Here is a 22521-nt window from a genome sequence, read left to right as displayed (position 1 = left end):
CCTCTTTTTAACGGAGCCTACTATGAACAAACAGCCTGAAGACTGGCTCGACGATGTCCCGGAGAACATTGACGAGGAAGATGACGAGATTATCTGGGTCAGTAAAAGTGAAATTAAACGTGATGCCGAAGCGCTGAAAGACCTGGGTGTAGAACTGGTCGAACTGGGTAAAAATGCGCTGGACCGCATCCCACTGGACGAAGATTTACGCACGGCGATTGAACTGGCGCAGAAGATCAAGAAAGAAGGCCGCCGCCGTCAGCTGCAACTGATTGGCAAGATGCTGCGTGCCCGCGATGTAGAGCCAATCCAGACCGCGCTCGACAAGCTGAAGAACCGCCATAACCAGCAGGTTTCGCTGTTCCATAAGCTGGAAGTACTGCGCGACCGCCTGGTAGAAGAAGGCGATGATGCGATCCCGCCTATCCTGGCGCTGTATCCAGAGGCCGATCGCCAACAGTTGCGTTCACTGGTGCGTAACGCACAGAAAGAGAAAGCCGCTAACAAGCCGCCGAAAGCTTACCGTCAAATATTCCAGTACCTGCGCGATTTGGCCGAGACAGCCGAATGATCGCCGCCGTCACCACGGGATGAACCCAGTTCATCCCCGGTGATGTGCAGGTTCACCGCTGCTTTCTCGAATATTGAAACGCAAACTGCCTTCCAGTTCTTCTTCCGCTTCTTCAAACAGCAGGATAATCGCGCCAAAACGACGTTTGCTGCGGGCATTGAGATGGGTAAATTCAATCTCGACCGGCAAGCTGATGTCTGCGGTTACCACGTCCCAGAGCGCATCCAGATTGGCGCCAAACGCCTCATCCAGCGCAAACTTATCTGCAAAGTCGCGGTAGAACGCCGGTAAATCGTTAATCTGATTAAAATCGAACTCTACTTTTGCCATCAAGCTCACTCCACCCGAATGAAGTTTTTATAATGGTCACGCGTGACAAAAATCAGGCCGTCGCTGGAATACAGTAAGCGATCGGCACCGCGCCGGCCGCATTGATAATTGATATCCGCTTCGCGCCATACCCGGCTGCGGGCGGTAGGCAGTTGCCCTTCACGGTTTGAGAAACGGTCGCCACCAATGGCTTTACCCGGCAACACCGAACACAAATTCCCGTTGCGTGCATCCCACCCCTGTTCCCGCGCCTGCTTCTTGGTGATGTAATAGTCCGGTAACCGCTGATGCTGCTGCAGATAACTCACTACCCTTTTCTGCTGCGTCAGCTGGTCAATACTCTGACCTTCGGCCACCGCCGGCACGTTGGCAATCACCCGATCGGTGCCGCGCAGTGCATTAAAACCGGCCAACACAACGGCGATGACTATCGCCACGAGGATCCGCTTATTCATTGCTGTCCCTGAATTATGGCAGACAGGGGTGCATCAGCACCCATGCTAGTTGGATTTATAGATGAAAAGGATGAAGCAGAGATGACTGGCATATAACGTTTTCGCTTCAGGGGAAACCGCGCTGAACCACTTGCATCACCCATCCATGCTAATCATGCCATTTTGCAGCGCGTCTGGCACTCAGTGCAACTCCGAAACAGGCTCTTCTTTGGCAAGTATAGCCCCCGCAGGGGCATTTGGCGTGTCAGTCGATCAACGCATGGCGATAGCGATGCAGCATGTCAGCCAGACGTTTTACTGGCCCAGTGACGCTAAGTGGTGCCTGATAATCCACCAGCTTTTGCTGATAGTCATTCATTTCGCCCAATAACCGATCGTAATAGTACGCACGCTTCACATCGTTTTTAGCCGAAACGACATGGTCGGCGGTATTGCGGATCTGCTTATGGAATGCTGAAAGCTCCTCGCTGGCTGGGATCTCCGCTCGCTGCATACGCTGGTGAGCGATGATCAGGTTGAGCGCCAGACGGTACTTCGCGATATCGTTCGGGAACATCATCAGCAGTTGATTGAGTTGTTGGTACAGTGCCGGCAGATGGTTTTGTCGACGACGCGACGCCTTGGTGGTCAACGCCGATACCGCACTGCTGACAAACTGGTTCAGCAACGTACGCCCCGTACGTTCACGTGAGTTATCCCGAATCAGTAACAGCACCATCAGCCCCACGCAGCTGCCGAGGAACTGACCGAGCGCCCCGTCGAGGAACTGCGTCACGTTGAACTCCATCGGATTGCTCAGCACCAGTATGTTGATGGTCCCGGCTAACAGGCCGAGCGATCCCAGCCGCCGTTTCTGCACTTCGATACCGATGAAGAAGGCCAACAGGCCCAGGCTGAGACACAGCAGTAAAATACTTTGCTGGGTCGCGGGCAGGATCACCATAAAGAACAGTGAACCAACCGGGATCGCCGCCAGCATACCCAGTACAAAGTCCATCGCCACCATACGCGGCGCAGGAGTACGCATCGCCAATGAAGTGATCACCGCGATGATCACCATAAAACCACTGCCGGACGTCCAGCCAGTCCATAGCCACAATAAGCTACCAAACGCCGTTGCCACAAAGGTGCGCAGGCCGTTAATCATCGCGTGGTGTCTTTCCGCCGAGGTGGGTTTGACCACAACCTCACTGCTTAACACCCCTTCCTCCACCACACTAATGCTGCTGTTGGTATGTACACCTTTGGCCAGCAGCAGATAGCGGGTGGCTGCGCCAACCCAACTGGTGATGGTCACTAAAGTCTCGTCGGTACGGTTGGTCGTCAGCACCTGCCGTAGCAACTTCATGCGTTTATGGATTTCCTGCGGCGTTTCCGCCGGTACCATCAATAACTCGCGGATGTTCTCTTTCAGCGCATCTGGGTGGTTCAGCAGGATTAAATAGGTCTCACAAGCCTGGGTGATCAGCGTCAGCGACAAGGTATGCAGCGCCAGAACGCGGCGGTTCACTTTCTGCCAGCGTGATGACTCCATCATCAAATTGCTGCGCATACCGTTCAGCGCCGTGGTGCTTTTCACCAGGTTGCTCCAGGCGCGGTCAATGTCTTCTTTCTCGCCGTTGCTAATACACATCTGCATCAATCGGTACTGATCCACCAACAGTTGATCCACCGCGCGATCGATGTCCTGCTTGATTGAACGCGGTGAGAACAGCAGATCCGCCAGTACAGCACTGACGATCCCCAGCACGATCTCGCTACAGCGCTCAATGGCAAACTGCGGCGCTTCTAACAGATGGGATTCACTGCTGGCGACGGTCACAATGATGATCAACGCCGTGTAGCCCGCCAACCCCCAGGCATAGGAGTTTTCGACTTTAATCAGCGAGGACAGCCAGGTACAGAAACCAGCCCAGATACAGCACAGCAATAGCATCACCACCGGCGCACGCGCTGTCGTGACGATAATCACCAAGCCGACAAAGCAACCGATGAAGGTACCGATAATGCGCAACCAACCGCGATGACGAATCGCGCCGGAGAAGGGTTCGCCGCCCGCCGCAAAGGCCGGGCCGGCAGCCACGATGGCGGCCGTCATCGCCGACCAGCGTGGGGTTTCCAGGTTGAGATGGAAACCGACAAACAGCGCAAACACAATCGCAAAGCTGAGCTTGAAGGCAAATCTCAGCCGGATAAAGGTTGGGTTATTCATTAACCGAACTCACGCAGCCGATGCATCAAACGCACAAAAGGCGAGCCGCTATCGACAGCGCGATCGTTCTTACCGGTGATCACCACCGTGGCGGTGGTCCCAGCCGGATAAGGATGTAACTGGTCTTTGTCGTCCAACAGAATTTTCACCGGTACGCGCTGCGCCAGACGCACCCATTCAAGGTTGCTGTCGATCGACGCCAAGCCTTTGCTGTTCATAGTGCTGCTGCTGTTGTTGACGGCAGCGGCCACGCTATCGACAGTACCGTGCATAATCCGGTTACTGCCCAACGGGGTAATTTCTGCACGGTCGCCTTTATTCAGGCCATTGAGCTTGGTTTCTTCCAGATAGGCCAGAATGTAGAAACTGTTTTTCTTCACCAACGCCACAGCAACCGAGCCACGTGTAATGTATTCGCCTGCGTGTACGTTCAGGTTGGTGATCCAACCGTCAGCCGGTGCACGTACCGTGGTACGTTCCAGATCCAACTGCGCCAGTTCGCGTGTCGCGACGGCCTTGGCTAACTGATGCTCGACCGTCTGCAGTACGTTATTCGCCTGGTCTATCTCTTCTTGCGACATCGCCTGCACACCTAAACGTACGCGGCGGCCAGCCTCACGTCTTTTTTCCGCTGCCAACGTCTGGTAATAGGCAACATCGGCGCTGGCTTGCGCCAATGCCTGCTGATAACGCGGCTGATCGATCACCAACAGCACCTGCCCTTTCTTCACCAGTTGGTTATCTACCAAAGGCACGTCGGTGAGCAGACCGCTGACATCTGGGGCTATCGCGACCACGTCAGCAGTAAACTTGGCGTCTCGCGTCCAGGGGGACTCGGTGTAGAACACCCACGCTTTGAAGATGGCGATTATCCCCAGCAGGACCAGGATCAGTGTGATCGCGATTCGGGCTATTTTTATTGAAAAATTTTTCACAGCGACCTCAAACGAAAAGACATGAAATCAGATAGAACAAACAGCAATACAGCGCGGTATTAAACAACGCTGGATGCCAGACAAAATCGTAAATCCCGGTGGGCTGCAGCAACCGGCGCAGCAAAAAAAACAGCGCTAGCGAAACCAGCAACTCAAAAAAGACCGGGGGAAACGACAGTCCGAAAATGACCATAACCGGAAGCAAACTCATCAATTTTTCCTTATTACTCACTGCACCGGGCATTAACCTTTATACCCGTCATCTTTCAAGTTGCAGCGTTGTTACCTGCACGCTATCACCCCAGTGACTTACTAAAGTAAGTGCCTGAGGATGAGCAAGTTGGGCGCCTGGCTGCAACTTGAAAGCTATAGGGTATATTCCCATTCACATTCTCTTTACATTTTAGCGTGCGCGCACCACAAATTCCGGCCCAGACAGGTCAGGAACCTGAAAAAAGAGTAAACTCTGGAACGTACATCCGCGATAGGAATTGCGAGGATACCTGAGGGTTCGGCCCCAATGACGCTGCCGATCACACTCACGCGTTGGTAAGGTCTTTCCACCCGACTACGTTATATTAGCTTGCTTACTATCAACTCATCAACAATCTGTGATCTAAATCACTTTTAAGCCAGAGTGAATAATGGAAAGACTAAAACGGATGTCAGTATTCGCCAAAGTGGTTGAATGCGGGTCGTTTACGGCGGCTGCGCGTCATCTTGATATGAGCGTTTCATCTATCAGCCAGACCGTCTCCAAACTGGAAAATGAGCTACAGGTTAAGCTGCTTAATCGCAGCACGCGCAGTATTGGCCTGACGGAAGCCGGAAAAATTTACTATCAGGGGTGTCGTCGCATGTTGCTGGAAGTCAGCGAAGTGCACGAACAGCTGTACGCCTTTAACAATACGCCGACCGGCACGTTGCGAATTGGCAGCTCATCCACCATGGCGCAAAACGTGTTGGCCACCATGACCGCCGATATGCTGAAAGAGTATCCCGGTCTGACCGTGAACCTGGTGACCGGCATTCCGGCACCGGATTTGATCGCTGATGGATTGGACGTGGTGATTCGCACGGGTGCGCTGCAGGACTCTAGCTTGTTTTCCAAACGACTGGGTTCAATGCCAATGGTGGTGTGTGCCGCCAAAAGCTATCTCAGCCAGTACGGTACACCACAAAAACCGAGCGACATGGTCAATTTTTCCTGGTTGGAATACAGCGTGCGGCCGGATAGTGAATTCGAACTGATCGCACCGGAAGGCATCAGTACACGTATTGCACCGCAGGGGCGTTTCGTCACCAATGATTCACAGACCATGATCCGCTGGTTAAAAGCCGGGGCAGGCATTGCCTATGCACCGCTGATGTGGGTGATCGAAGAGATCAAACGCGGCGAGATCGAGATCCTTTTCAAAAGTTATCATTCGGATCCTCGCCCGGTGTACGCCGTGTACACCGAGAAAGATAAGCTGCCGCTCAAAGTACAGGTGTGCATCAACTACCTGACCGACTACTTTAAGCGCGTGGGTGAGGTCTATCAGGGCTATCGTTGAGCAGAACACGACGAGCCAAGGCACCCAGAATCAGTAATACCAGCATGCCCAGCCCCCAGATTAACCAGACGGCATATCCCGCCCAGGTGAGCAGGCGCGGGAAAGAACCTGCCAACCCGCTCGCCAGCTGCTGCAACAAGGGCAACCCGGTATCCAACAGCGTCTGCGGTACCAGGCTGAGCAGACCGGTAAGCGGTGGCGTTAACTGGGCCGCCCCGCTCTGCGCCAGCCCCGTCAGTGCAGGCAACCAGCCCAAGATACCGGAAGCCCCCCACGCCAACAGCGTCCATAACGCCATGGCAACCAACAGCACTATGACACTCCCTCCGCGTTTCGTCATGGCTGCCCTCCGCTAGCCGCCTTGCCACATTGCTGGCAAAAACGGCTGCCTGCCGGCAGAGTTGCGGAACACCCGCTGCATTGTGCTGCGGGCGTTTCAAAAGGCTGCCCACAACGGTGGCAATAACGCGCACCGGGCTTGTTAGGCGCCTGACATTGCAGGCATTGCGGCCCCTGATCGCCATACTGATTATAACGGTTGCCATGATGCCCACGCCCATGGCCAGAACCTTGATGACTGCCACCGAAACCGCCTTGCCCCAAGAGCCTTTTCAACATGCTCATCACGCTTCTCCTCTCTGCGTTACGCCAGGTTTCACCTTAAACCCTGGAGTAAACTCCAGGGTAAAGAGCAATGAAGGCGGATTTACGTTTAATTACATCACTGAATCAGCAACGCTTTGATGTAGTTAACAAAAAGCATTATCGGTCATTACCTGGCCTGCCGTCGGTGCGCTATGCTGCGGGAACCTCTCCCTGCATCAGGAATAAAAATGAAAAAAATCATACTGGACTGCGATCCGGGGCATGACGATGCGATCGCCATGCTGCTGGCCTGGGGTAACCCGCAGATTGATCTGTTGGCTGTGACCACCGTGGTAGGTAATCAAACACTGGATAAGGTCACCCGTAATGCGCTGGCCGTCGCGCGCATCGCCAATATCACCGGTGTCCCCTTTGCCGCCGGCTGTCCGCGCCCGTTAGTGCGCCAGATCGAAGTCGCACCCGATATCCATGGCGAGTCCGGCCTGGATGGCCCCGTGTTGCCATTGCCAACATTGGCACTGGAACCCTGCCATGCAGTCGATCTGATCATCAATACCATCATGGCCCACCCGCCAGGCAGTGTGACGCTTGTCCCGACCGGCGGTCTGACCAATATCGCCATGGCGGTGCGTAAAGAACCCCGCATTGCGGAACGTGTTAAAGAGGTGGTGTTGATGGGCGGTGGCTATCACGTGGGCAATTGGAGCGCGGTGGCAGAATTTAATATCAAGATTGATCCGGAAGCCGCGCACATCGTGTTCAATGAAAAATGGCCGCTGACGATGGTTGGGCTGGATCTGACCCACCAGGCGCTTGCCACGCCGGAGGTGTGCGCACGCATCGCCGCCATCCACACAGGGCCAGCCAGGTTTGTTGGCGAACTGCTCGAGTTCTTTGGCAAGATGTATCAGCAAGCGCAGGGCTTTAGCGCCCCACCGGTACACGATCCTTGCGCGGTGGCCTATGTCATCGATCCTGAAGTCATGACGGTGCGTAAAGTGCCGGTAGATATTGAGTTAACCGGTACCCTGACGCTGGGTATGACGGTGGCCGACTTCCGCGCCCCGCCGCCGCCTGATTGCCATACTCAGGTAGCCGTGACGCTGGATCAGGAAAAATTCTGGGATTTGGTGGTGGACGCATTGGAAAGGATTGGGGAAGTGAAGGTTTAAACCAGGGCTTAAATACAACGCGAGCCGCAAAACGAAAGCTGACAGGGGCCGTAAATCGGCCCCTGGAAAAAAAATTACGCGGTACCACCAACGGTCAGGGTATCCAGCTTCAGGGTCGGTTGACCGACGCCCACTGGCAGGCTTTGCCCTTCTTTGCCGCAAACGCCAACGCCTTTATCCAGCGCCAGATCGTTGCCGACCATCGATATCTGCTGCATCGCCTCAATCCCTGAGCCAATCAACGTCGCCCCCTTCACCGGTTTGGTAATGCGGCCTTTTTCGATCAAATAGGCCTCGGTGGTGGAGAAAACAAATTTGCCGGAGGTGATATCCACCTGGCCGCCGCCAAAGTTAGGCGCATACAGGCCGTATTCAACGCTGGCGATGATCTCTTCCGGCGTGGACTTGCCCGCCAACATATAGGTGTTGGTCATGCGCGGCATTGGCAGATGCGCGTAAGACTCACGACGACCGTTGCCCGTCGGCGCAACGCCCATCAAGCGAGCGTTAAGTTTGTCCTGCATGTAGCCTTTCAGGATGCCGTTCTCGATCAGCACGTTGTACTGGCCCGGCACGCCTTCGTCATCGATCGCCAGAGAACCTCGGCGACCTTGCAGGGTACCATCATCCACTACCGTACAAAGTTCAGAAGCCACCAACTGCCCCATCTGACCGCTGAACACCGACGTACCGCGGCGGTTGAAGTCACCTTCCAGGCCGTGACCTACCGCTTCATGCAGCAACACGCCCGGCCAGCCAGCACCCAGCACCACCGGCATATTGCCGGCTGGCGCCGCTACGGCAGAAAGGTTAATCAACGCCATGCGCACCGCCTCTTTGGCGTAAGCATCAGCGCGGACTTCGCCCTCGGCCATCTCCAGGAAATAGTCGTAACCGAAACGGCCGCCGCCGCCACTGGAACCGCGTTCACGCTTACCGTCTTCTTCCACCAGCACGCTGACAGATAAACGGACTAATGGGCGAACATCCGCCGCCAGCGTCCCGTCGGTTGCCGCAACCAGGATCTGCTCATACACGCCGGTAATGCTGGCGCTCACTTCCTGTACCCGTTTGTCGGTAGCACGGGCGACCTTGTCGACGCGATGCAGCAGGGCAATTTTCTCTTCACGCGGCAGGCTTTGCAGCGGATCGAGCACTGGATACAGGACGTTATGACTGATTTCGCCCAAGGTATGCACCTTGCCGTTACCTGCGTCACGTACGATGCTGCGCGCTGCCTGAGCACTTTGCTGTAATGCGTTCAGGGTAATTTGATCGGCATAGGCAAAGCCGGTTTTCTCGCCGCTGACGGCGCGTACCCCGACCCCTTGATCAATATTGTAAGAGCCATCCTTGATAATGCCGTCTTCAATTACCCAGGCTTCGTGGTAGCTGGACTGGAAATAGAGGTCGGCATAGTCGAGGCGGCGTTCGGCCAGTTGCCCCAAGACGGAAAACAGGTCCTGGTGGCTCAGCTTATTGGCAGCAAGTAACTGCTCACTGACAAACGTCAGGCTCATAATTTTTTTACTCTTTAATGGAGGAGTTTTTTTCAAACGGCGCGGTTAGCGACGTCTGGAATCTGTTGTGTTGCAATACCGGCATCTGTTCGCGAATGGTTTTGAGCCCGGTAATGTCGACCCGCACCTTCAATGCCGATACGGCATCCGGGTTTTCAGCCAGCACTTTGCCCCAACCGTCTACGGCCATCGAGTGGCCCCAGGTGCGACGCGTCGGCCCATGGCTGCCAACCTGTGCCGGTGCCAGGATCACACACTGGTTTTCAATCGCTCTTGCGCGCAGCAGGATTTCCCAATGCGCTTCGCCCGTCACGCGGGTAAAGGCAGCAGGAACCGAAATCAGTTCAGCGCCCTGGGCTCGCAACGCCTGATACAGTTCAGGGAAGCGCAAATCGTAGCATATGGTCATCCCTAAACGCCCGACCGGGGTATCGACGACCGTTAGCTGTTGGCCATGTTGGTAAGTGTCTGATTCCCGATAGTGACCATGAGTATCCTTGATGTCCACGTCAAACATATGCAGTTTGTCGTAACGAGCACGAATTTCACCCTGGTCATCAAACAACAGGCTGCTGGTAGTGATAAACGCGGGGTTCTCGCGGCTGATCAACGGCATGGAACCGACCAGCAACCAGACACCATAACGCCGCGCCATCTCGCGCACCGCATTCTGCAACGGCCCGTCACCCTGATGCTCTGCATGCTCACGATAAGCGGCAGAGTTGGCGAACAACAACGCGTTCTCTGGCGTCATGACCAGCTTCACCCCGGCATTGAGTTGCTTAATCTGCTGTTCAATCTGGGCCAGGTTGTCACGTACCTTATCGCCACTGCACAACTGTAACAACGCAACGTTAGCATTTCTCATGGCGCCTTATCCTCCTTTGGCTTACGCAGAACCTCGTTGATCTTCGGCTGATCCAGATCGCCGCTGATATGGTAGCGAATCAATGAAATCTTGCTCCACAGCGGCCCCAGCACCTGAGATGCGGCAAACACCGCCGCACCGACAATCGGGTTAATCACGAAAGCCGTAGCGACGCCAACGGTGGCCGAAATGGCCGGCGCGACTACCGCTTCCATATCAATCCGTCGGCGTGCCAGATCAATCTGTCCACTCATGGCGATATCCGCCGCCAGTCCGTCAACCAACAGGTTATCGGTATGCATTATGCCATCTTTCAGCCATGCCGTGCTGCGGATGGAATCAAAGTAGAAGCCTTTACCAAAGGTATCACTGAAATCGAACTGTAGCTTACGTAGCAAGGCATCGAAGCTCACCAAACGCAAGAGTTGCCCAGCGCGTCCACCGCCCATACTCTCGATCTCACCCTTGCCCATGTTGACCTTCAACGCACCGCTGAGCGTATTCATCTGTGGCTTCCACGGCTGCCCATGCCAATACAGATCAAAATCGATGTCATAAGGCGAGCCTTTCAGTGGGGTAGTTATCCCAAAGAAAGAGGTGGTTTCGTCAATCTTGCCGCCCAGCAATTTGCCTTTCAATGAGCTGCGCTCTTCCTGCGCATTTTGCTTCCACAGGCCGCTGGCGGTCATACGCCCTTTACCGGTATCGATCAAACCATGCGTAAGCAGGAGAGTATCGCCCTGATTGGCCAGATCCGCCTCGACCTTGCCAAGATTTTGCCCCATGACCCAGCACGACTTGCAGCGCAACATCAGCGAAGGCCAGTCCCGGAAAGACACTTTATCCACCGTCGCCAATGGGTTCGTTGCCGCAGTCGAAGTGCCCTTTGCAGCATCAAACTGCGGATTGTAATAGAGATAATTTATGTCAGCGCGCCATGGCCCGCGTTCAGTTATCCGCAGGCTACCATCAACTTCATCGCCCTTGGCGCTGATCAGCGTCCCCCCCAGCTGTTTCTCGGCAGAAAGCGTCAGCTTGTGCCAAGCCTGACCCCCCAACAGCAATTGTGGTGTTTTCAGCGCCACGGTGGTCGGGAAGTTGAAACCGCCTACCTGGCCTGAACTGCCACCCTGTTTCAGGGCCGGAGCCATTAACCCCAACCATTTCTCACCGTCCAACGCCGGTAAGTTAAGCGTCAGCGATTTTCCCGCGGGCAGTGGCGGAGTTCCGCTGCCTGCTGTTTGCCATGCGGCACGTGCCAACGTCACCTGCTTTTTGGCAAAGGTCCACTCGCTATTAAAATGGTTCTGTTTACCCGCGCTGCCGGTCAGCATGAATCCATTCAAGCCGCCTTTCACTTTTACGCTTAATGGTAATGGCTCACCCGAGGATTTATCCAACGGAGAAGGTAAGTGACTACTTACTTTTTTAAGGTCCGCCTCTACGCCAATGTCATAGCTGGCCGCCCCCTGATGAGGCAAGACGATAGCAACCTGGCCCTTCCAGGGCGCGCTGCCACTCAGCGTGTCGGCCACTTCCTTTGGAATGCCTGGGAATTTACCCGGCTGCCAGTCGGCATTCAGACCCACATTGACCTTGTAGTCGCTTTTACCTTCCTGCGTGTTGAAGTTTACTGCAACCGGCTGCCCGAACCAGTTGGCGGACAAAGTATCACTGCTCAGGTTACCGTTATCAAAACGGAACTTGCCGCTGACCTTTTGCAGTTCACTCTCGATCGGCTTGACCAACAGTGAATTGTTGTTCAGCGCAACCTCTCCTGTGGCACGGACCAGCTCGCCGTTCAAGGGAATATCGAGATGTAAGCGCCCACTGACATTACCGCCAATTTGCAGCTCATCCAGCGCGGCACCCAGTGAATCATGCAGTGGTGTCTGTTTGAAATAGTTATGGATCTCCGCCCCCTGGCCCGCCACATCGGCATCAACGAACAGGCGTTCTTTCAGATAATCCGGAATAATTGCGGTGACATTCTTACCGTCGACGTTGCCCAACTTAGTCTGCGGCGCATTCATCCACAACCCTTCGTTGGCAAAGTCGAGATCGATAGCCAGATCGGTCAGCGCCGGCCAATCCGGCTGGAACTGGAAGGTTGAATGGCGTAGCGGGACAAACACCTCAAACTGGCCTTCGTTTTTGCGGTACGGGAAATGCTGTGGATCGCCGTTGTAGATCAAGGTGGCGTTATCCACCTGCCCGCCCTGGATGGCACCACTGAGGTAATCGACCAAATGCTTGCCCATCAAGGGTTCAGGGAAGTAACGCCAAGCGTCTGCGCCGTCATACAAACGGATACCGGCCAGAATATTCAGCCACGGCTCCCCTTTTGCCGGCTGCTGATAGCGGAAATCACCTTTTACCCACAGTGATTTGGCTTTCACATTCAAATCCTTGCTCGCCAGCGTCCAACCCTGGTCATTGTACTGCCAGGTCAGCGCCCCCGTGGCGCTGCTCACTTCCAATGGCGCACGGAACATATCACCGTACGGCAAGGTACTGTCGGTGAGACCAAGCTGCAGGCGGCCATTTTCTACGCCACCGCTCAGGGCGCCGGAAAAGTGGTTCACCCCTGGCAGCAATTTCCAGTGCTGCCAACTGACGTCCTGCCAGCGGGCCTGGAAACGTGTTTTTTCCGGCTGCTTCAGCGGGATATCTAACGCCAGCGCGTTTAGCTTGCCTTGTGGTTGCAGGTCATTCCAGCGTTCCAGCACGTTCGGACTCAGGAAAGAGAAAGTCGGCAGCAACGCCGCCAGCCGTTCTAGCTGAATATTAGTGGCACGTACGCGCAGTTCTTCAGTCTGCCCCGGCCCCATAAACTCGGTGTTTTCCGGGAGCCACAACGTGGAAAGCCGGCCCTGCGGCCAAGCCTGACCGTCTGTGGCTAAATTAAGCTGTGGCGCATCCACCTGCCAGCCCGTGCCCTGGCGGCTGAGCGTTAACGCCAGGTTGTCCACGTCCAATCGGTGTTGCTGATCGCCCACGCTCCAATTGGCCGCGCCTTGCTTCAGCAATGCATTACCGCCGGCGATTTCGCCGTTCTGGATCTGTAGCCAGGCAGCCAGACTAAAGTCGGCGCTTTCCAAACCGGTATTGGCACGCAACCAGCGAGTAAACCAAGGCTTCATGTCGATATTATCGGCCTGCATATAAACCGTGCCGGTATTCAATAACCCCTGATTGTCACGCAGGTCCATACGTAACTGCACCACGCCGTGCTGTCCGTTCAGCGTCGACAGGCTGATCTGCCCTTCGGCACGGTGGCGATCGCGGCTGTTAAGCCAGGTAAGCTGCGGGACTTCGAATTCGGCACGGGCACCGGCGGGCGTCAGGAATGAGAGACGGCTGTCACGTAGGTCGAAATGATCTAATTGATGCAGCAGCAGATCGGTAATCTTCCCCGGTTCGATGGTGCTACCCTGATGCTCGTCCCCCCCCAGTGTGGTGTTCAGATCAAACTGGAGTTGGTAAAAGGTGAGATCGCGAAATTGCCAGCGCCAATGCAGCAATGACTGCCACACGTCTAGCGCCAGCGTAACACGTTCAATATGCAGGTTACTTTTAGGCAACGTGGCCCGCACGTTGCGCATTTCAAGCTGTGGGCCGAAGGTTTCCCAGCTCCCCTGCATGAAATCGACCTGCACAGGCACACCGGAAAGGCTTTCGACCTTTGCCAGTATTTGAGGGCGGTAGTTGTTCAGCTCAGGCAGTGCCAAACGTAATCCGCTGATCAGCAACGCCACGACGACAATCAGACTGGCGCCTGTAGCTAACAAAATCCCAGGCAGTCGCCTCACGCAGTTCTCCTTGCTTCCGCTGCCTGGCAACGGGAATATCTATGCACAGTGGGGCTCAGCATGCTGAGCCCCACCGATGCCGGACCTTGGCTACCCACAGGCGGACTACATCATGACAACGTCAAACTGTTCCTGACTGTACAAGGGTTCGATTTGTACCTTCACCTGCTTGCCGACAAAAATTTCTACTTCCGCCAACGCATGAGACTCTTCGCTTTTCAGCGCTTCCCCCACCGCCGCGGACGCGTATACCAGGAAACGATCGGAATCATAAGCATGGTGCACACGCACAATTTCGCGCAAAATTTCGTAGCACACGGTTTCCACTGTTTTCAATGTGCCGCGTCCATGACAAGTAGGACAATCATGACACAGCACATGTTCAATGCTTTCACGCGTACGTTTACGCGTCATTTCAACTAAGCCTAGCTGAGAGAAGCCGTTAATCGTGGTTTTTACCCGATCTTTACTCAGCGCCAGCTCCAGCGAGTGTAGTACCCGACGCCGGTGTTCGTCATTGTTCATGTCAATGAAGTCAATGATGATTATACCGCCCAAATTGCGCAGCCGCAGTTGGCGGGCAATAGCTTGCGTCGCTTCGATATTGGTATTGAAGATGGTTTCGTCGAGGTTACGATGGCCGACAAAAGCGCCGGTGTTGATATCCACGGTGGTCATCGCCTCGGTCTGATCGATAATCAGATAACCGCCGGACTTCAGTTCCACCTTGCGCTCTAACGCGCGCTGTATCTCATTTTCGACATCGTACAAATCAAAGATTGGCTGGCTACCGGTATAAAGTTCCAGCTTGGCAGTGATATCCGGGATGTACTCACCGGTAAACTCCACCAACAGATCGTGAGTCAGACGGGAGTCCACGCGGATCCGATCCAGCGCTGCACCCGCGAAATCACGCAGAATGCGCTGCGCCAGCGCCAATTCACCATACAGTTTGTATTTGGTCTGGTTGCGTTTTTTACGCTCCATCACCTTGGTCCACAGGCGTTTAAGGAAGGCGGCATCCTGCGCCAGCTCTTCTTCACCGATACCTTCTGCCGCGGTGCGGATGATAAAACCGCCCAGCTCATCGCAATAGCCGGCAACGGCTTTCTTCAAACGCTCGCGCTCGGCTTCGCTTTCTATACGTTGGGAAACACCAACGTGCGCCGCACCCGGCATAAACACCAGGTAACGCGAAGGCAAGGTAATGTCGGTAGTCAGGCGTGCGCCTTTAGTGCCCAGCGGATCTTTCACCACCTGCACCATCAGATCCTGCCCCTGGCGCACCAGCTCAGCAATATCCCGCACGTGGAAATTCTTCTGCTCATCACCAGCAACACACTCGGTGTGTGGCATGATATCGGAGGCGTGCAGGAAGGCCGCTTTGTCCAGGCCGATATCGACGAATGCTGCCTGCATGCCTGGCAACACGCGACTTACGCGCCCTTTATAAATATTGCCGACGATGCCACGCTTGGATTCGCGCTCGATGTGGATCTCTTGCAGGATGCCGCCATCAATATAGGCAACCCGCGTTTCAGACGGTGTGATATTAACCAGTAGCTCAGCTGTCATGCCCTCTCCTCAGAACCGGTCGATAATGGCAGCACCCATCAACCGGTTCTTACATCACGTAATGCGACAAAATTACTGAGCAGCTCATGTGTTTCGACTAACGGCAAGCCCATCACTGCGTGATAACTGCCGGTTATCGTTCTGACGAAACAACCACCCTTTCCTTGAATTCCGTAGGCGCCCGCTTTATCCATCGGTTCGCCCGTTGCAATATAGTCGCAAATATCCTGCTGTGACAGGTTGCGGAATGTCACGTCTGTCACCACTAGCTGGCACAGAACATCATGGCAATCGGCGACGGCCACTGCGGTCATCACCTGATGCTGTTTACCCGACAGCGCCGCCAGCATTTCTGCCGCATGCGCTTCGTCGCGTGGTTTTTCCAACACCCGGCCATTGAGCACGACAATGGTATCAGCCCCCAGTACCGGCCAGTCTTTCTGCGCCATTGCCACGCCCGCTTTGGCCTTGTCCTGCGCCAAACGGCGCACATAGGCTTCGGCGGCTTCCCCTTCACGCCGCTGTTCTTCTGTGTCCGTTAAGATGACTTCAAACGGAACCCCTAGAAGGATCAGTAATTCACGTCGACGGGGAGAACCAGAGGCCAGATAAAGCGAAGTCATTGATATACCCTTACTGTACGGCGAACTGACGGCGAATTTTGCGCATCAGCAGGAATAACCACGGCCACAGGATGCCGTTTACCACACTACTCCAGAACACCTCTGGGCGGAAAGAGACGTTGATCACTAAGAACTCGGCCCAGAACACCACGACGTCCATCGCCAGTGACAACAGCACGACGATCAACGCCTGTTGCCAGAGCGCCATATTGCGGAACAGTTGGAATTTGAATGCCACCAGATAGGCAATGATCCCCAACGCCAGTGCGCGAACGCCCAATGTGGAACCGAGGATCAGATCCATAATCAAGCCCAGCACAAAACCGGTACCGACATTAACCCGGTGTGGCAGCGCCATCACCCAGTAGATCAGGATCAAGGCCAGCCAGGACGGTCGGAACATATAGATCTGTTCCGGCCACGGCATGATTTGCAGCACCAGTGCCACCAGAAATGACAGCCAGATTATCCAGCGCCCGTTGCTGCGATAGCGGTTCATTGCGCAACTCCCGCGGCGGGTGCCGCGGTTGGCACAGCCGTGCCGGTGGCTGCTGCCGGCTGCGGCAACTGTGGCCCCACGGCATCTGGCGGCGGCAGAACCTGCGGCATCATCTGCATCAGGCGCTCATTGGCAACGCGATGTACTTCGTCCGGAGGCAACGGCATATCACCGTTGCGGTCAGCGCCCCATAACAACAGCAGATAGCGCAAACGTTGCAGGCCAGCCGTTGGTCGCGCTTGAATCACGGTATAGGCACGTTGGTTATCCACTTTGACCGAGGACACAACGGCCACCGGGTAGCCTTCAGGGAAGCGTCCACCCAGGCCCGATGTGACCAGCACATCACCCACGCGGATATCCGTATTGTTCGGCAGATGCTCAAGCTGTAAGTCGTCCGCACACCCACTGCCTGCCGCGATCACCCGGATATCGTTACGCAATACCTGGATTGGCAGCGCGTGTGAAGCATCGCAGATGAGCAATACGCGACTGGTCACCTTCGCCACCGCGACGACTTGGCCAACAACACCTTTATCGCTGATGACAGGTTGGCCTTCATAAACGCCATTGTCCGAACCTTTGTCGATCACCACCTGATCGCTGTAAGGATCGGAGCCGGTCGAAATCACCTGGGTGACCATTTTATGCTCGTCCTGGCGCAACGGTGAGCCTAATAGCTCACGCAAGCGGGCGTTTTCCTGCTTGAATTGACCAAGAAGAAGAATATCGCTGTTTTTCAGCAGCAGTTCCTGCCGCAGAGCCCGGTTTTCAAGCTCCAGCTGTTGGCGGGTAGCCAGCGTTTCTGAAACGCTGTCCAAAACTTTACGTGGCCCATTGGCCAGAAAATAGAAAGGGCTAACGGCCGTGTCCATGTAGTTACGTATTTTCACGAACGTACCGAGACGGCTATCGGCAACGATCAGGCAAATCGCCGCAATCACTGCCAAAAAAAGTCGTAGTTGCAGAGAAGGACCCCTGCTAAAAATCGGCTTCATAAATTATGCGTGTTCCTCGACAACAGAAAGAGGAACCGTACCTGATTTTCGCTTTGCGCAGTCATCCGATACGATTCCTCCTTCCTGGGGCTGACTATTCTTCGCTGAACAAATCGCCGCCATGCATGTCGATCATTTCCAACGCCTTGCCGCCGCCGCGGGCTACGCAGGTCAGCGGATCTTCTGCTACGACTACCGGAATACCGGTTTCTTCCATCAGCAGGCGATCCAGGTTGCGCAACAGTGCGCCACCGCCGGTCAACACCATGCCACGTTCGGAAATGTCGGAAGCCAACTCCGGCGGACACTGTTCCAGCGCCACCATCACCGCACTGACGATACCGGTCAACGGCTCTTGCAGCGCTTCAAGGATTTCATTGGAATTCAGGGTAAAGCCGCGTGGCACGCCCTCAGCCAGGTTACGGCCGCGAACTTCGATTTCATGCACTTCATCGCCTGGATAAGCAGAACCGATGCCGTGTTTGATACGTTCGGCAGTGGCTTCACCAATCAGTGAGCCATAGTTACGACGCACATAATTAATGATGGCTTCGTCGAAACGGTCACCACCGATACGCACGGAAGAGGAGTAGACCACACCATTTAGTGAGATCACGGCCACTTCAGTGGTACCACCACCGATATCAACCACCATCGAACCCGTCGCTTCAGAAACCGGCAGACCTGCACCGATTGCCGCAGCCATAGGTTCTTCAATCAGAAACACTTCACGTGCCCCCGCCCCTTGAGCGGATTCACGGATGGCACGGCGTTCAACCTGAGTTGCGCCGACCGGCACACACACCAGCACGCGCGGACTTGGCCGCATGAAGCTGTTGCTGTGGACCTGTTTGATGAAATGCTGCAGCATTTTTTCTGTCACGAAGAAATCGGCGATAACGCCGTCTTTCATCGGACGAATAGCCGCGATATTGCCGGGTGTACGTCCCAGCATCTGTTTAGCCTCATGACCCACGGCCGCAACGCTCTTGGGTGAACCGGCACGATCCTGGCGAATGGCAACCACCGACGGTTCGTTCAGTACAATGCCTTGCCCTTTAACATAAATCAGGGTATTGGCGGTACCCAAGTCGATGGACAAGTCGTTGGAAAACATGCCACGAAATTTCTTAAACATAACTAAAGGATAATCCTGCAAGCTGGGGGCGGAAAATAAAATCCGCCTACTTTACCAACCACACGAAGCAGCGACAAGGCGCAAAAACGTTCTACTTCGGTGAAAAATAGTCTGTATTGTTTCTGCTCGAATGCACGGAAATTGGATGAGGCCTGAATTCCCTGAACAAAGGCTCAGTTTACCACCCTGTCAGCGCACGAAACGGCGTAACACAGCTCATAAAATCTAACATATTCCCTGATTGCCGCTGGTGGTAAGCACCTACCAACGCTCAACAGAAAAGGACTGACAAGAGCCTATATCAAATAGGCGTCATTGTCGCAGGCAGTTTGGGGATAATCCCAAAATGACAGATAAAATAGCCCAGATGAATTGGCGCTCATTCTACGTCAATTTTTGCCAGGCTTTCAGGTTAAACGCGATAACGGCGTGAATATTTTTTACGCCCGACGTCTATTGGCTCTGGAGGCGCGAAAAAGTCGCCCTGCCCACCGAGAATCCCGCGTTCTTTCAGCGTTTGCCATTCATTGCGCGTCCGCACACTTGCAGCAAAAACCTGGGTACTGGTGCCTTCACAAGCGCCGGTCAGGCTCTGAACGAACAGCTGATTTTCATCACGCTTATCAATACTCCGCACCAGACCCGCGTGAAGCTTAACCAGTTCCACCGGTAAGGACTTGATATAAGAGGTACTGACTACGGTTAACCCCGCTTGAGAGACCACCAAACGGCACCCCAATCCTGAAAGCAATCTCAGCACAGGGCGCAAACGGTCGATATGTTGACACACATCTGCCTCTGCAAGTTCAATCAGAATTCGCCGACGATGACTTTTTTCACACTGTAGCAGGCTATCACGCAGCCAGCGCTGGAAAGTGCGCTGCAATAATGAATCAACACACAGCGTAAATGCCAACGACTCTTCAGGCCACAATGCCAACAAAGGCAGAATGCGGCTAATAAGCTGACGATCGTAGCTTTCCGCCAACCCCAACTGCTGCACTAATGGCATATATTCAGATGGGAGTAGTTCCTGCGTCCCGTCATAAATCCGACTCATGATCTCACGATGATGGACTTCCCCTTCCACCGTCACCGCCGGTTTCTGATATAACCGTGGGCCTCCCTTCGCAAGCACTTGCTCCAACAACGTTCGCCACTTGACGCTACCGCGGCCTTTTTCCGGCACCTGGCTGTCGTAAACATACCACCCGTTTTCCCCCTGCAACGTGGCATGGCGCGTTGCCTGTTCTGCGAAATCAATCACCTGCTCGGTAGTTTGCCCGCTGCGGTATGCCACGATGCCAATGTGTAAAAACGCTTCGCGATCGATGAGTGCCGTTGAAGGCAAGGCGTCAATTGCGTGAACCAGCTGCGAAGCAATACCGTCCGCTTCTTTTAATGTGCGGTGCGGCAAGAGAACGGTAAAATCGCTGTGGAAATAGCGTGCCAGCAGCGCCGCCGGATAGCGCATCACAAAGGTCGACAACAGGTTAACCAGTGAATACATCAGTTCCTGCACCACGGTGTTACCGTGGATTTCCCGCAGCGTATCGAAATCCGGTAATCGCACCATCATAACAATGCCGTGCGAGCCGGCCTCTTCCAACTGAGTGGTGAGCTGGTTATCGAAGAAGAGTCGGTTGTTTAGCCCGGTTTTGGCATCCTGAGCGGCAAAGGCGCGGATCAGCGTATCGACCCGGCTGCGCTCCTCGCGAGCCTCCGCCAGATCCGCCAACAGGCGATCGAGAGCGCCGCTAACGTTCGCAGGCCATTCACGCACGTCACCTTGCATCACGCTTTCACGTTCGCCATTCAAAATGCGGCGCGCACGGCGCTCAAGCCGATCCTCGCCATCGGCCTGTTCCCGTAACCAGCGCAAGCTGAACAGCAGGATCATCACCATCACGACGATGGACAACGTCACAGCGGCGGTGGATTGCAAGGAACGCACGTCGCTGGCGAAAGGATCAACATAAGTAATCGTCAGTGAGGCGCCAGGGTGCTGTAGCAGCGGCTGGGCGACTTGCCGATAACCGCTAAGAGACTCCCAGGGCGCTTTGACCGTCGGTAATTTATAAGAGAGAAGATTACTGCTACTGGTATCTATGCTGACCGCCACAATACCGAGCGGCCGCATCACCAAAGGCAGCCATTGTTTCTGCTCTTCGGGGGATTCACGCAGCATCGCCTGATCGAGCGAGGTCATCAGTGAGTCGAAACGACGCTCCAGACGATCTTGTGTGACGTAGAAGAAACTGTATGAACAGCCCATCAGCATCAAAAACATCGCCAGAGCAACAAGCAGGGTGATCAATGCAGAGAGTTTGGTGGTGAATCGCATCCCTGTGCCTTGTCCGTTATGGTTACGTGAATTTTCACCTTTGGAAGTATAAAGGCCCCGAATCCTCTCAAATGAATCCAACACAATACCTTGATATTTTAATGAGTCACTGGCTCAACCCAAGGGTATCCACCAACCGATCTTGCCGCTCAAGCTATCAAGCATCGCCAACGATGAAAACCTTCAATCATTATTTTTTGTCCTTTATCAGGACATAAATTTCTTATTATGCATATAGTCATTGAAATCTGATTCAGCCATCTTTGGCAAAAATGCAAACGAGAGGAAGAGTGACATGCGCGCACTGTTATTGGAACAACAAGACGATCAAACTCTAGCTCACGTCAAGGATATCGGTAGCGATCAGTTGCCCGACGGCGACGTGACGGTGAACGTCAACTGGTCCAGCCTTAACTATAAAGATGCATTGGCGATCACAGGTAAAGGCAAGATCGTACGTAATTTCCCGATGGTGCCCGGCATCGATTTCGCCGGTACCGTCCATCATAGCCGCGACGATCGCTTTAAAGAAGGCCAAAGCGTGGTGCTTACTGGTTGGGGTGTGGGCGAAAACCATTGGGGCGGCCTGGCGGAACAAGCGCGGGTCTCCGGCGAATGGTTGGTACCACTTCCACACGGGTTAGATGAACGTAAAGCCATGATCCTCGGGACCGCCGGTTTTACCGCCATGCTGTGCGTGATGGCACTGGAAGAAGGCGGCGTGCACCCCGATGATGGCAATATTTTAGTTACCGGTGCCAGTGGCGGCGTAGGCAGTACGGCGATCGCCATTCTTGCGGCACTGGGCTATCACGTCACGGCAATCAGCGGCCGTGAAAGCAATACCGAATATTTAAAAGCGCTCGGCGCCAAAGAAGTGCTATCGCGCAGTGGCTATCTCGAAGCTCCGCGCCCACTTGAGAAACAGCTGTGGGCAGGTGCCGTAGATACCGTGGGTGACACACTGCTGGCGCGCGTGTTGGCGCAAATGAACTATAACGGTACCGTCGCGGCCTGCGGTTTAGCCGGTGGCTATCACCTGCCGACTACGGTTATGCCATTTATTCTGCGCAACGTACGCCTGCAAGGCGTGGACTCGGTACACACGCCGCTGCATCGCCGTCAAACCGCCTGGGAGCGCCTGGCGGGTATCCTGCCGGATAGCTTCTATCAACAAGCTACCCAAGAAATCACGTTGGAACAGGCTCCGGCTACCGCTGCCGCGCTGCTGGAGAACAAAGTCACCGGTCGTACCCTGGTGAAAATCCGCTAATCCCAACGCCCCTCCGGCAACGGGGGGCATACCC

General features: G+C 54.7%; 20 protein-coding genes. 4 read left to right on the top strand and 16 right to left on the bottom strand.

The genetic code is table 11. The features are described 5' to 3' along the window. Positions 1-22: 22 nt before the first annotated feature. Complete coding sequence (gene yjgA / locus AC2FC2_RS08135) at positions 23-571, top strand: ribosome biogenesis factor YjgA (RefSeq protein ID WP_209637109.1); 549 nt, start codon at positions 23-25, stop codon at positions 569-571. A gap of 30 nt (positions 572-601) precedes the next feature. Here yjgA and AC2FC2_RS08130 read toward each other — a convergent pair whose 3' ends face one another. The 5 genes from AC2FC2_RS08130 to aaeX all read right to left on the bottom strand — a co-directional run bounded on the left by AC2FC2_RS08130 (position 602) and on the right by aaeX (position 4714). Beyond that, on the bottom strand, positions 602-901 hold the full coding sequence (locus AC2FC2_RS08130) for a barstar family protein (RefSeq protein ID WP_209637107.1): 300 nt from the start codon (positions 899-901) through the stop codon (positions 602-604). A 5-nt stretch (positions 902-906) separates the two neighbouring features. Beyond that, positions 907-1356: a ribonuclease gene (locus tag AC2FC2_RS08125; protein WP_209637105.1), complete on the bottom strand. Its 450-nt coding sequence runs from the start codon at positions 1354-1356 to the stop codon at positions 907-909. Positions 1357-1600: 244 nt separating this feature from the next. After that, entirely contained in the window at positions 1601-3568 is a 1968-nt protein-coding gene (gene aaeB, locus AC2FC2_RS08120) for a p-hydroxybenzoic acid efflux pump subunit AaeB (protein ID WP_209637103.1), read from the bottom strand. After that, positions 3568-4503: a p-hydroxybenzoic acid efflux pump subunit AaeA gene (gene aaeA, locus AC2FC2_RS08115; RefSeq protein WP_209637101.1), complete on the bottom strand. Its 936-nt coding sequence runs from the start codon at positions 4501-4503 to the stop codon at positions 3568-3570. The genes aaeB and aaeA overlap by 1 nt, the downstream gene beginning before the upstream one ends. A 7-nt stretch (positions 4504-4510) precedes the next feature. Further along, the gene (aaeX, locus tag AC2FC2_RS08110; RefSeq protein WP_004936952.1) at positions 4511-4714 is read right to left on the bottom strand and encodes a p-hydroxybenzoic acid efflux pump operon protein AaeX; all 204 of its coding nucleotides are present in this window, start codon (positions 4712-4714) and stop codon (positions 4511-4513) included. A 433-nt stretch (positions 4715-5147) separates the two neighbouring features. Here aaeX and aaeR point away from each other — a divergent pair, with 433 nt between their 5' ends. Continuing rightward, positions 5148-6059: an HTH-type transcriptional activator AaeR gene (gene aaeR / locus AC2FC2_RS08105; protein ID WP_265555887.1), complete on the top strand. Its 912-nt coding sequence runs from the start codon at positions 5148-5150 to the stop codon at positions 6057-6059. On the opposite strand, the gene AC2FC2_RS08100 is transcribed toward aaeR, so the two are convergent. Both AC2FC2_RS08100 and AC2FC2_RS08095 read right to left on the bottom strand, forming a co-directional pair. Beyond that, positions 6022-6399: a hypothetical protein gene (locus AC2FC2_RS08100; protein ID WP_490659058.1), complete on the bottom strand. Its 378-nt coding sequence runs from the start codon at positions 6397-6399 to the stop codon at positions 6022-6024. The genes aaeR and AC2FC2_RS08100 overlap by 38 nt on opposite strands. Next, a complete protein-coding gene (locus tag AC2FC2_RS08095) occupies positions 6396-6683 on the bottom strand; it encodes a zinc ribbon domain-containing protein (protein ID WP_490659057.1) in 288 nt (95 codons plus the stop codon). Before AC2FC2_RS08095 ends, AC2FC2_RS08100 begins: the two co-directional genes overlap by 4 nt. A gap of 209 nt (positions 6684-6892) precedes the next feature. On the opposite strand from AC2FC2_RS08095, the gene uriH reads away from it, so the two are divergent. Further along, positions 6893-7837: a uridine-preferring nucleoside hydrolase UriH gene (gene uriH, locus AC2FC2_RS08090; RefSeq protein ID WP_490659056.1), complete on the top strand. Its 945-nt coding sequence runs from the start codon at positions 6893-6895 to the stop codon at positions 7835-7837. A 74-nt stretch (positions 7838-7911) separates the two neighbouring features. On the opposite strand, the gene tldD is transcribed toward uriH, so the two are convergent. From tldD to csrD, 9 genes are all read right to left on the bottom strand, one after another. Continuing rightward, a complete protein-coding gene (gene tldD / locus AC2FC2_RS08085) occupies positions 7912-9357 on the bottom strand; it encodes a metalloprotease TldD (protein WP_209637092.1) in 1446 nt (481 codons plus the stop codon). Positions 9358-9364: 7 nt separating this feature from the next. Beyond that, positions 9365-10225, bottom strand: a complete 861-nt coding sequence (gene nit1, locus AC2FC2_RS08080) for a deaminated glutathione amidase (protein ID WP_209637090.1) — start codon at positions 10223-10225, stop codon at positions 9365-9367. Beyond that, positions 10222-14037, bottom strand: coding sequence for an AsmA2 domain-containing protein YhdP (gene yhdP, locus AC2FC2_RS08075; RefSeq protein WP_490659055.1), 3816 nt, complete (start codon positions 14035-14037; stop codon positions 10222-10224). Before yhdP ends, nit1 begins: the two co-directional genes overlap by 4 nt. A 105-nt stretch (positions 14038-14142) precedes the next feature. After that, entirely contained in the window at positions 14143-15612 is a 1470-nt protein-coding gene (gene rng / locus AC2FC2_RS08070; RefSeq protein WP_209637080.1) for a ribonuclease G, read from the bottom strand. A gap of 38 nt (positions 15613-15650) precedes the next feature. Then, entirely contained in the window at positions 15651-16235 is a 585-nt protein-coding gene (locus AC2FC2_RS08065; protein ID WP_490659054.1) for a Maf family protein, read from the bottom strand. A gap of 10 nt (positions 16236-16245) precedes the next feature. Further along, positions 16246-16734: a rod shape-determining protein MreD gene (mreD, locus tag AC2FC2_RS08060; protein WP_012147104.1), complete on the bottom strand. Its 489-nt coding sequence runs from the start codon at positions 16732-16734 to the stop codon at positions 16246-16248. Beyond that, a complete protein-coding gene (gene mreC, locus AC2FC2_RS08055) occupies positions 16731-17732 on the bottom strand; it encodes a rod shape-determining protein MreC (RefSeq protein ID WP_490659053.1) in 1002 nt (333 codons plus the stop codon). Before mreC ends, mreD begins: the two co-directional genes overlap by 4 nt. Positions 17733-17826: 94 nt before the next feature. Next, the gene (gene mreB / locus AC2FC2_RS08050; protein ID WP_012147106.1) at positions 17827-18870 is read right to left on the bottom strand and encodes a rod shape-determining protein MreB; all 1044 of its coding nucleotides are present in this window, start codon (positions 18868-18870) and stop codon (positions 17827-17829) included. 412 nt (positions 18871-19282) lie between these two features. Next, a complete protein-coding gene (gene csrD, locus AC2FC2_RS08045) occupies positions 19283-21214 on the bottom strand; it encodes an RNase E specificity factor CsrD (protein WP_209637074.1) in 1932 nt (643 codons plus the stop codon). Between the two features lie 295 nt (positions 21215-21509). Here csrD and acuI point away from each other — a divergent pair, with 295 nt between their 5' ends. After that, positions 21510-22487: an acrylyl-CoA reductase (NADPH) gene (gene acuI / locus AC2FC2_RS08040; protein ID WP_209637072.1), complete on the top strand. Its 978-nt coding sequence runs from the start codon at positions 21510-21512 to the stop codon at positions 22485-22487. Positions 22488-22521 lie beyond the last annotated feature (34 nt).

This window comes from Serratia sp. CoH_122_TC_1 (genome assembly GCF_058191755.1).
This window is presented reverse-complemented; position numbering and strand designations above follow the sequence as displayed.

Excerpts from the sequence above, each read along its gene's own strand:
- yjgA (WP_209637109.1), top strand. The coding sequence starts at position 23 with ATGAACAAACAGCCTGAAGACTGGCTCGACGATGTCCCGGAGAACATT.
- AC2FC2_RS08130 (WP_209637107.1), bottom strand. The coding sequence starts at position 901 with ATGGCAAAAGTAGAGTTCGATTTTAATCAGATTAACGATTTACCGGCG.
- AC2FC2_RS08125 (WP_209637105.1), bottom strand. The coding sequence starts at position 1,356 with ATGAATAAGCGGATCCTCGTGGCGATAGTCATCGCCGTTGTGTTGGCC.
- aaeB (WP_209637103.1), bottom strand. The coding sequence starts at position 3,568 with ATGAATAACCCAACCTTTATCCGGCTGAGATTTGCCTTCAAGCTCAGC.
- aaeX (WP_004936952.1), bottom strand. The coding sequence starts at position 4,714 with ATGAGTTTGCTTCCGGTTATGGTCATTTTCGGACTGTCGTTTCCCCCG.
- aaeR (WP_265555887.1), top strand. The coding sequence starts at position 5,148 with ATGGAAAGACTAAAACGGATGTCAGTATTCGCCAAAGTGGTTGAATGC.
- AC2FC2_RS08100 (WP_490659058.1), bottom strand. The coding sequence starts at position 6,399 with ATGACGAAACGCGGAGGGAGTGTCATAGTGCTGTTGGTTGCCATGGCG.
- AC2FC2_RS08095 (WP_490659057.1), bottom strand. The coding sequence starts at position 6,683 with ATGAGCATGTTGAAAAGGCTCTTGGGGCAAGGCGGTTTCGGTGGCAGT.
- uriH (WP_490659056.1), top strand. The coding sequence starts at position 6,893 with ATGAAAAAAATCATACTGGACTGCGATCCGGGGCATGACGATGCGATC.
- tldD (WP_209637092.1), bottom strand. The coding sequence starts at position 9,357 with ATGAGCCTGACGTTTGTCAGTGAGCAGTTACTTGCTGCCAATAAGCTG.
- nit1 (WP_209637090.1), bottom strand. The coding sequence starts at position 10,225 with ATGAGAAATGCTAACGTTGCGTTGTTACAGTTGTGCAGTGGCGATAAG.
- rng (WP_209637080.1), bottom strand. The coding sequence starts at position 15,612 with ATGACAGCTGAGCTACTGGTTAATATCACACCGTCTGAAACGCGGGTT.
- AC2FC2_RS08065 (WP_490659054.1), bottom strand. The coding sequence starts at position 16,235 with ATGACTTCGCTTTATCTGGCCTCTGGTTCTCCCCGTCGACGTGAATTA.
- mreD (WP_012147104.1), bottom strand. The coding sequence starts at position 16,734 with ATGAACCGCTATCGCAGCAACGGGCGCTGGATAATCTGGCTGTCATTT.
- mreC (WP_490659053.1), bottom strand. The coding sequence starts at position 17,732 with ATGAAGCCGATTTTTAGCAGGGGTCCTTCTCTGCAACTACGACTTTTT.
- mreB (WP_012147106.1), bottom strand. The coding sequence starts at position 18,870 with ATGTTTAAGAAATTTCGTGGCATGTTTTCCAACGACTTGTCCATCGAC.
- csrD (WP_209637074.1), bottom strand. The coding sequence starts at position 21,214 with ATGCGATTCACCACCAAACTCTCTGCATTGATCACCCTGCTTGTTGCT.
- acuI (WP_209637072.1), top strand. The coding sequence starts at position 21,510 with ATGCGCGCACTGTTATTGGAACAACAAGACGATCAAACTCTAGCTCAC.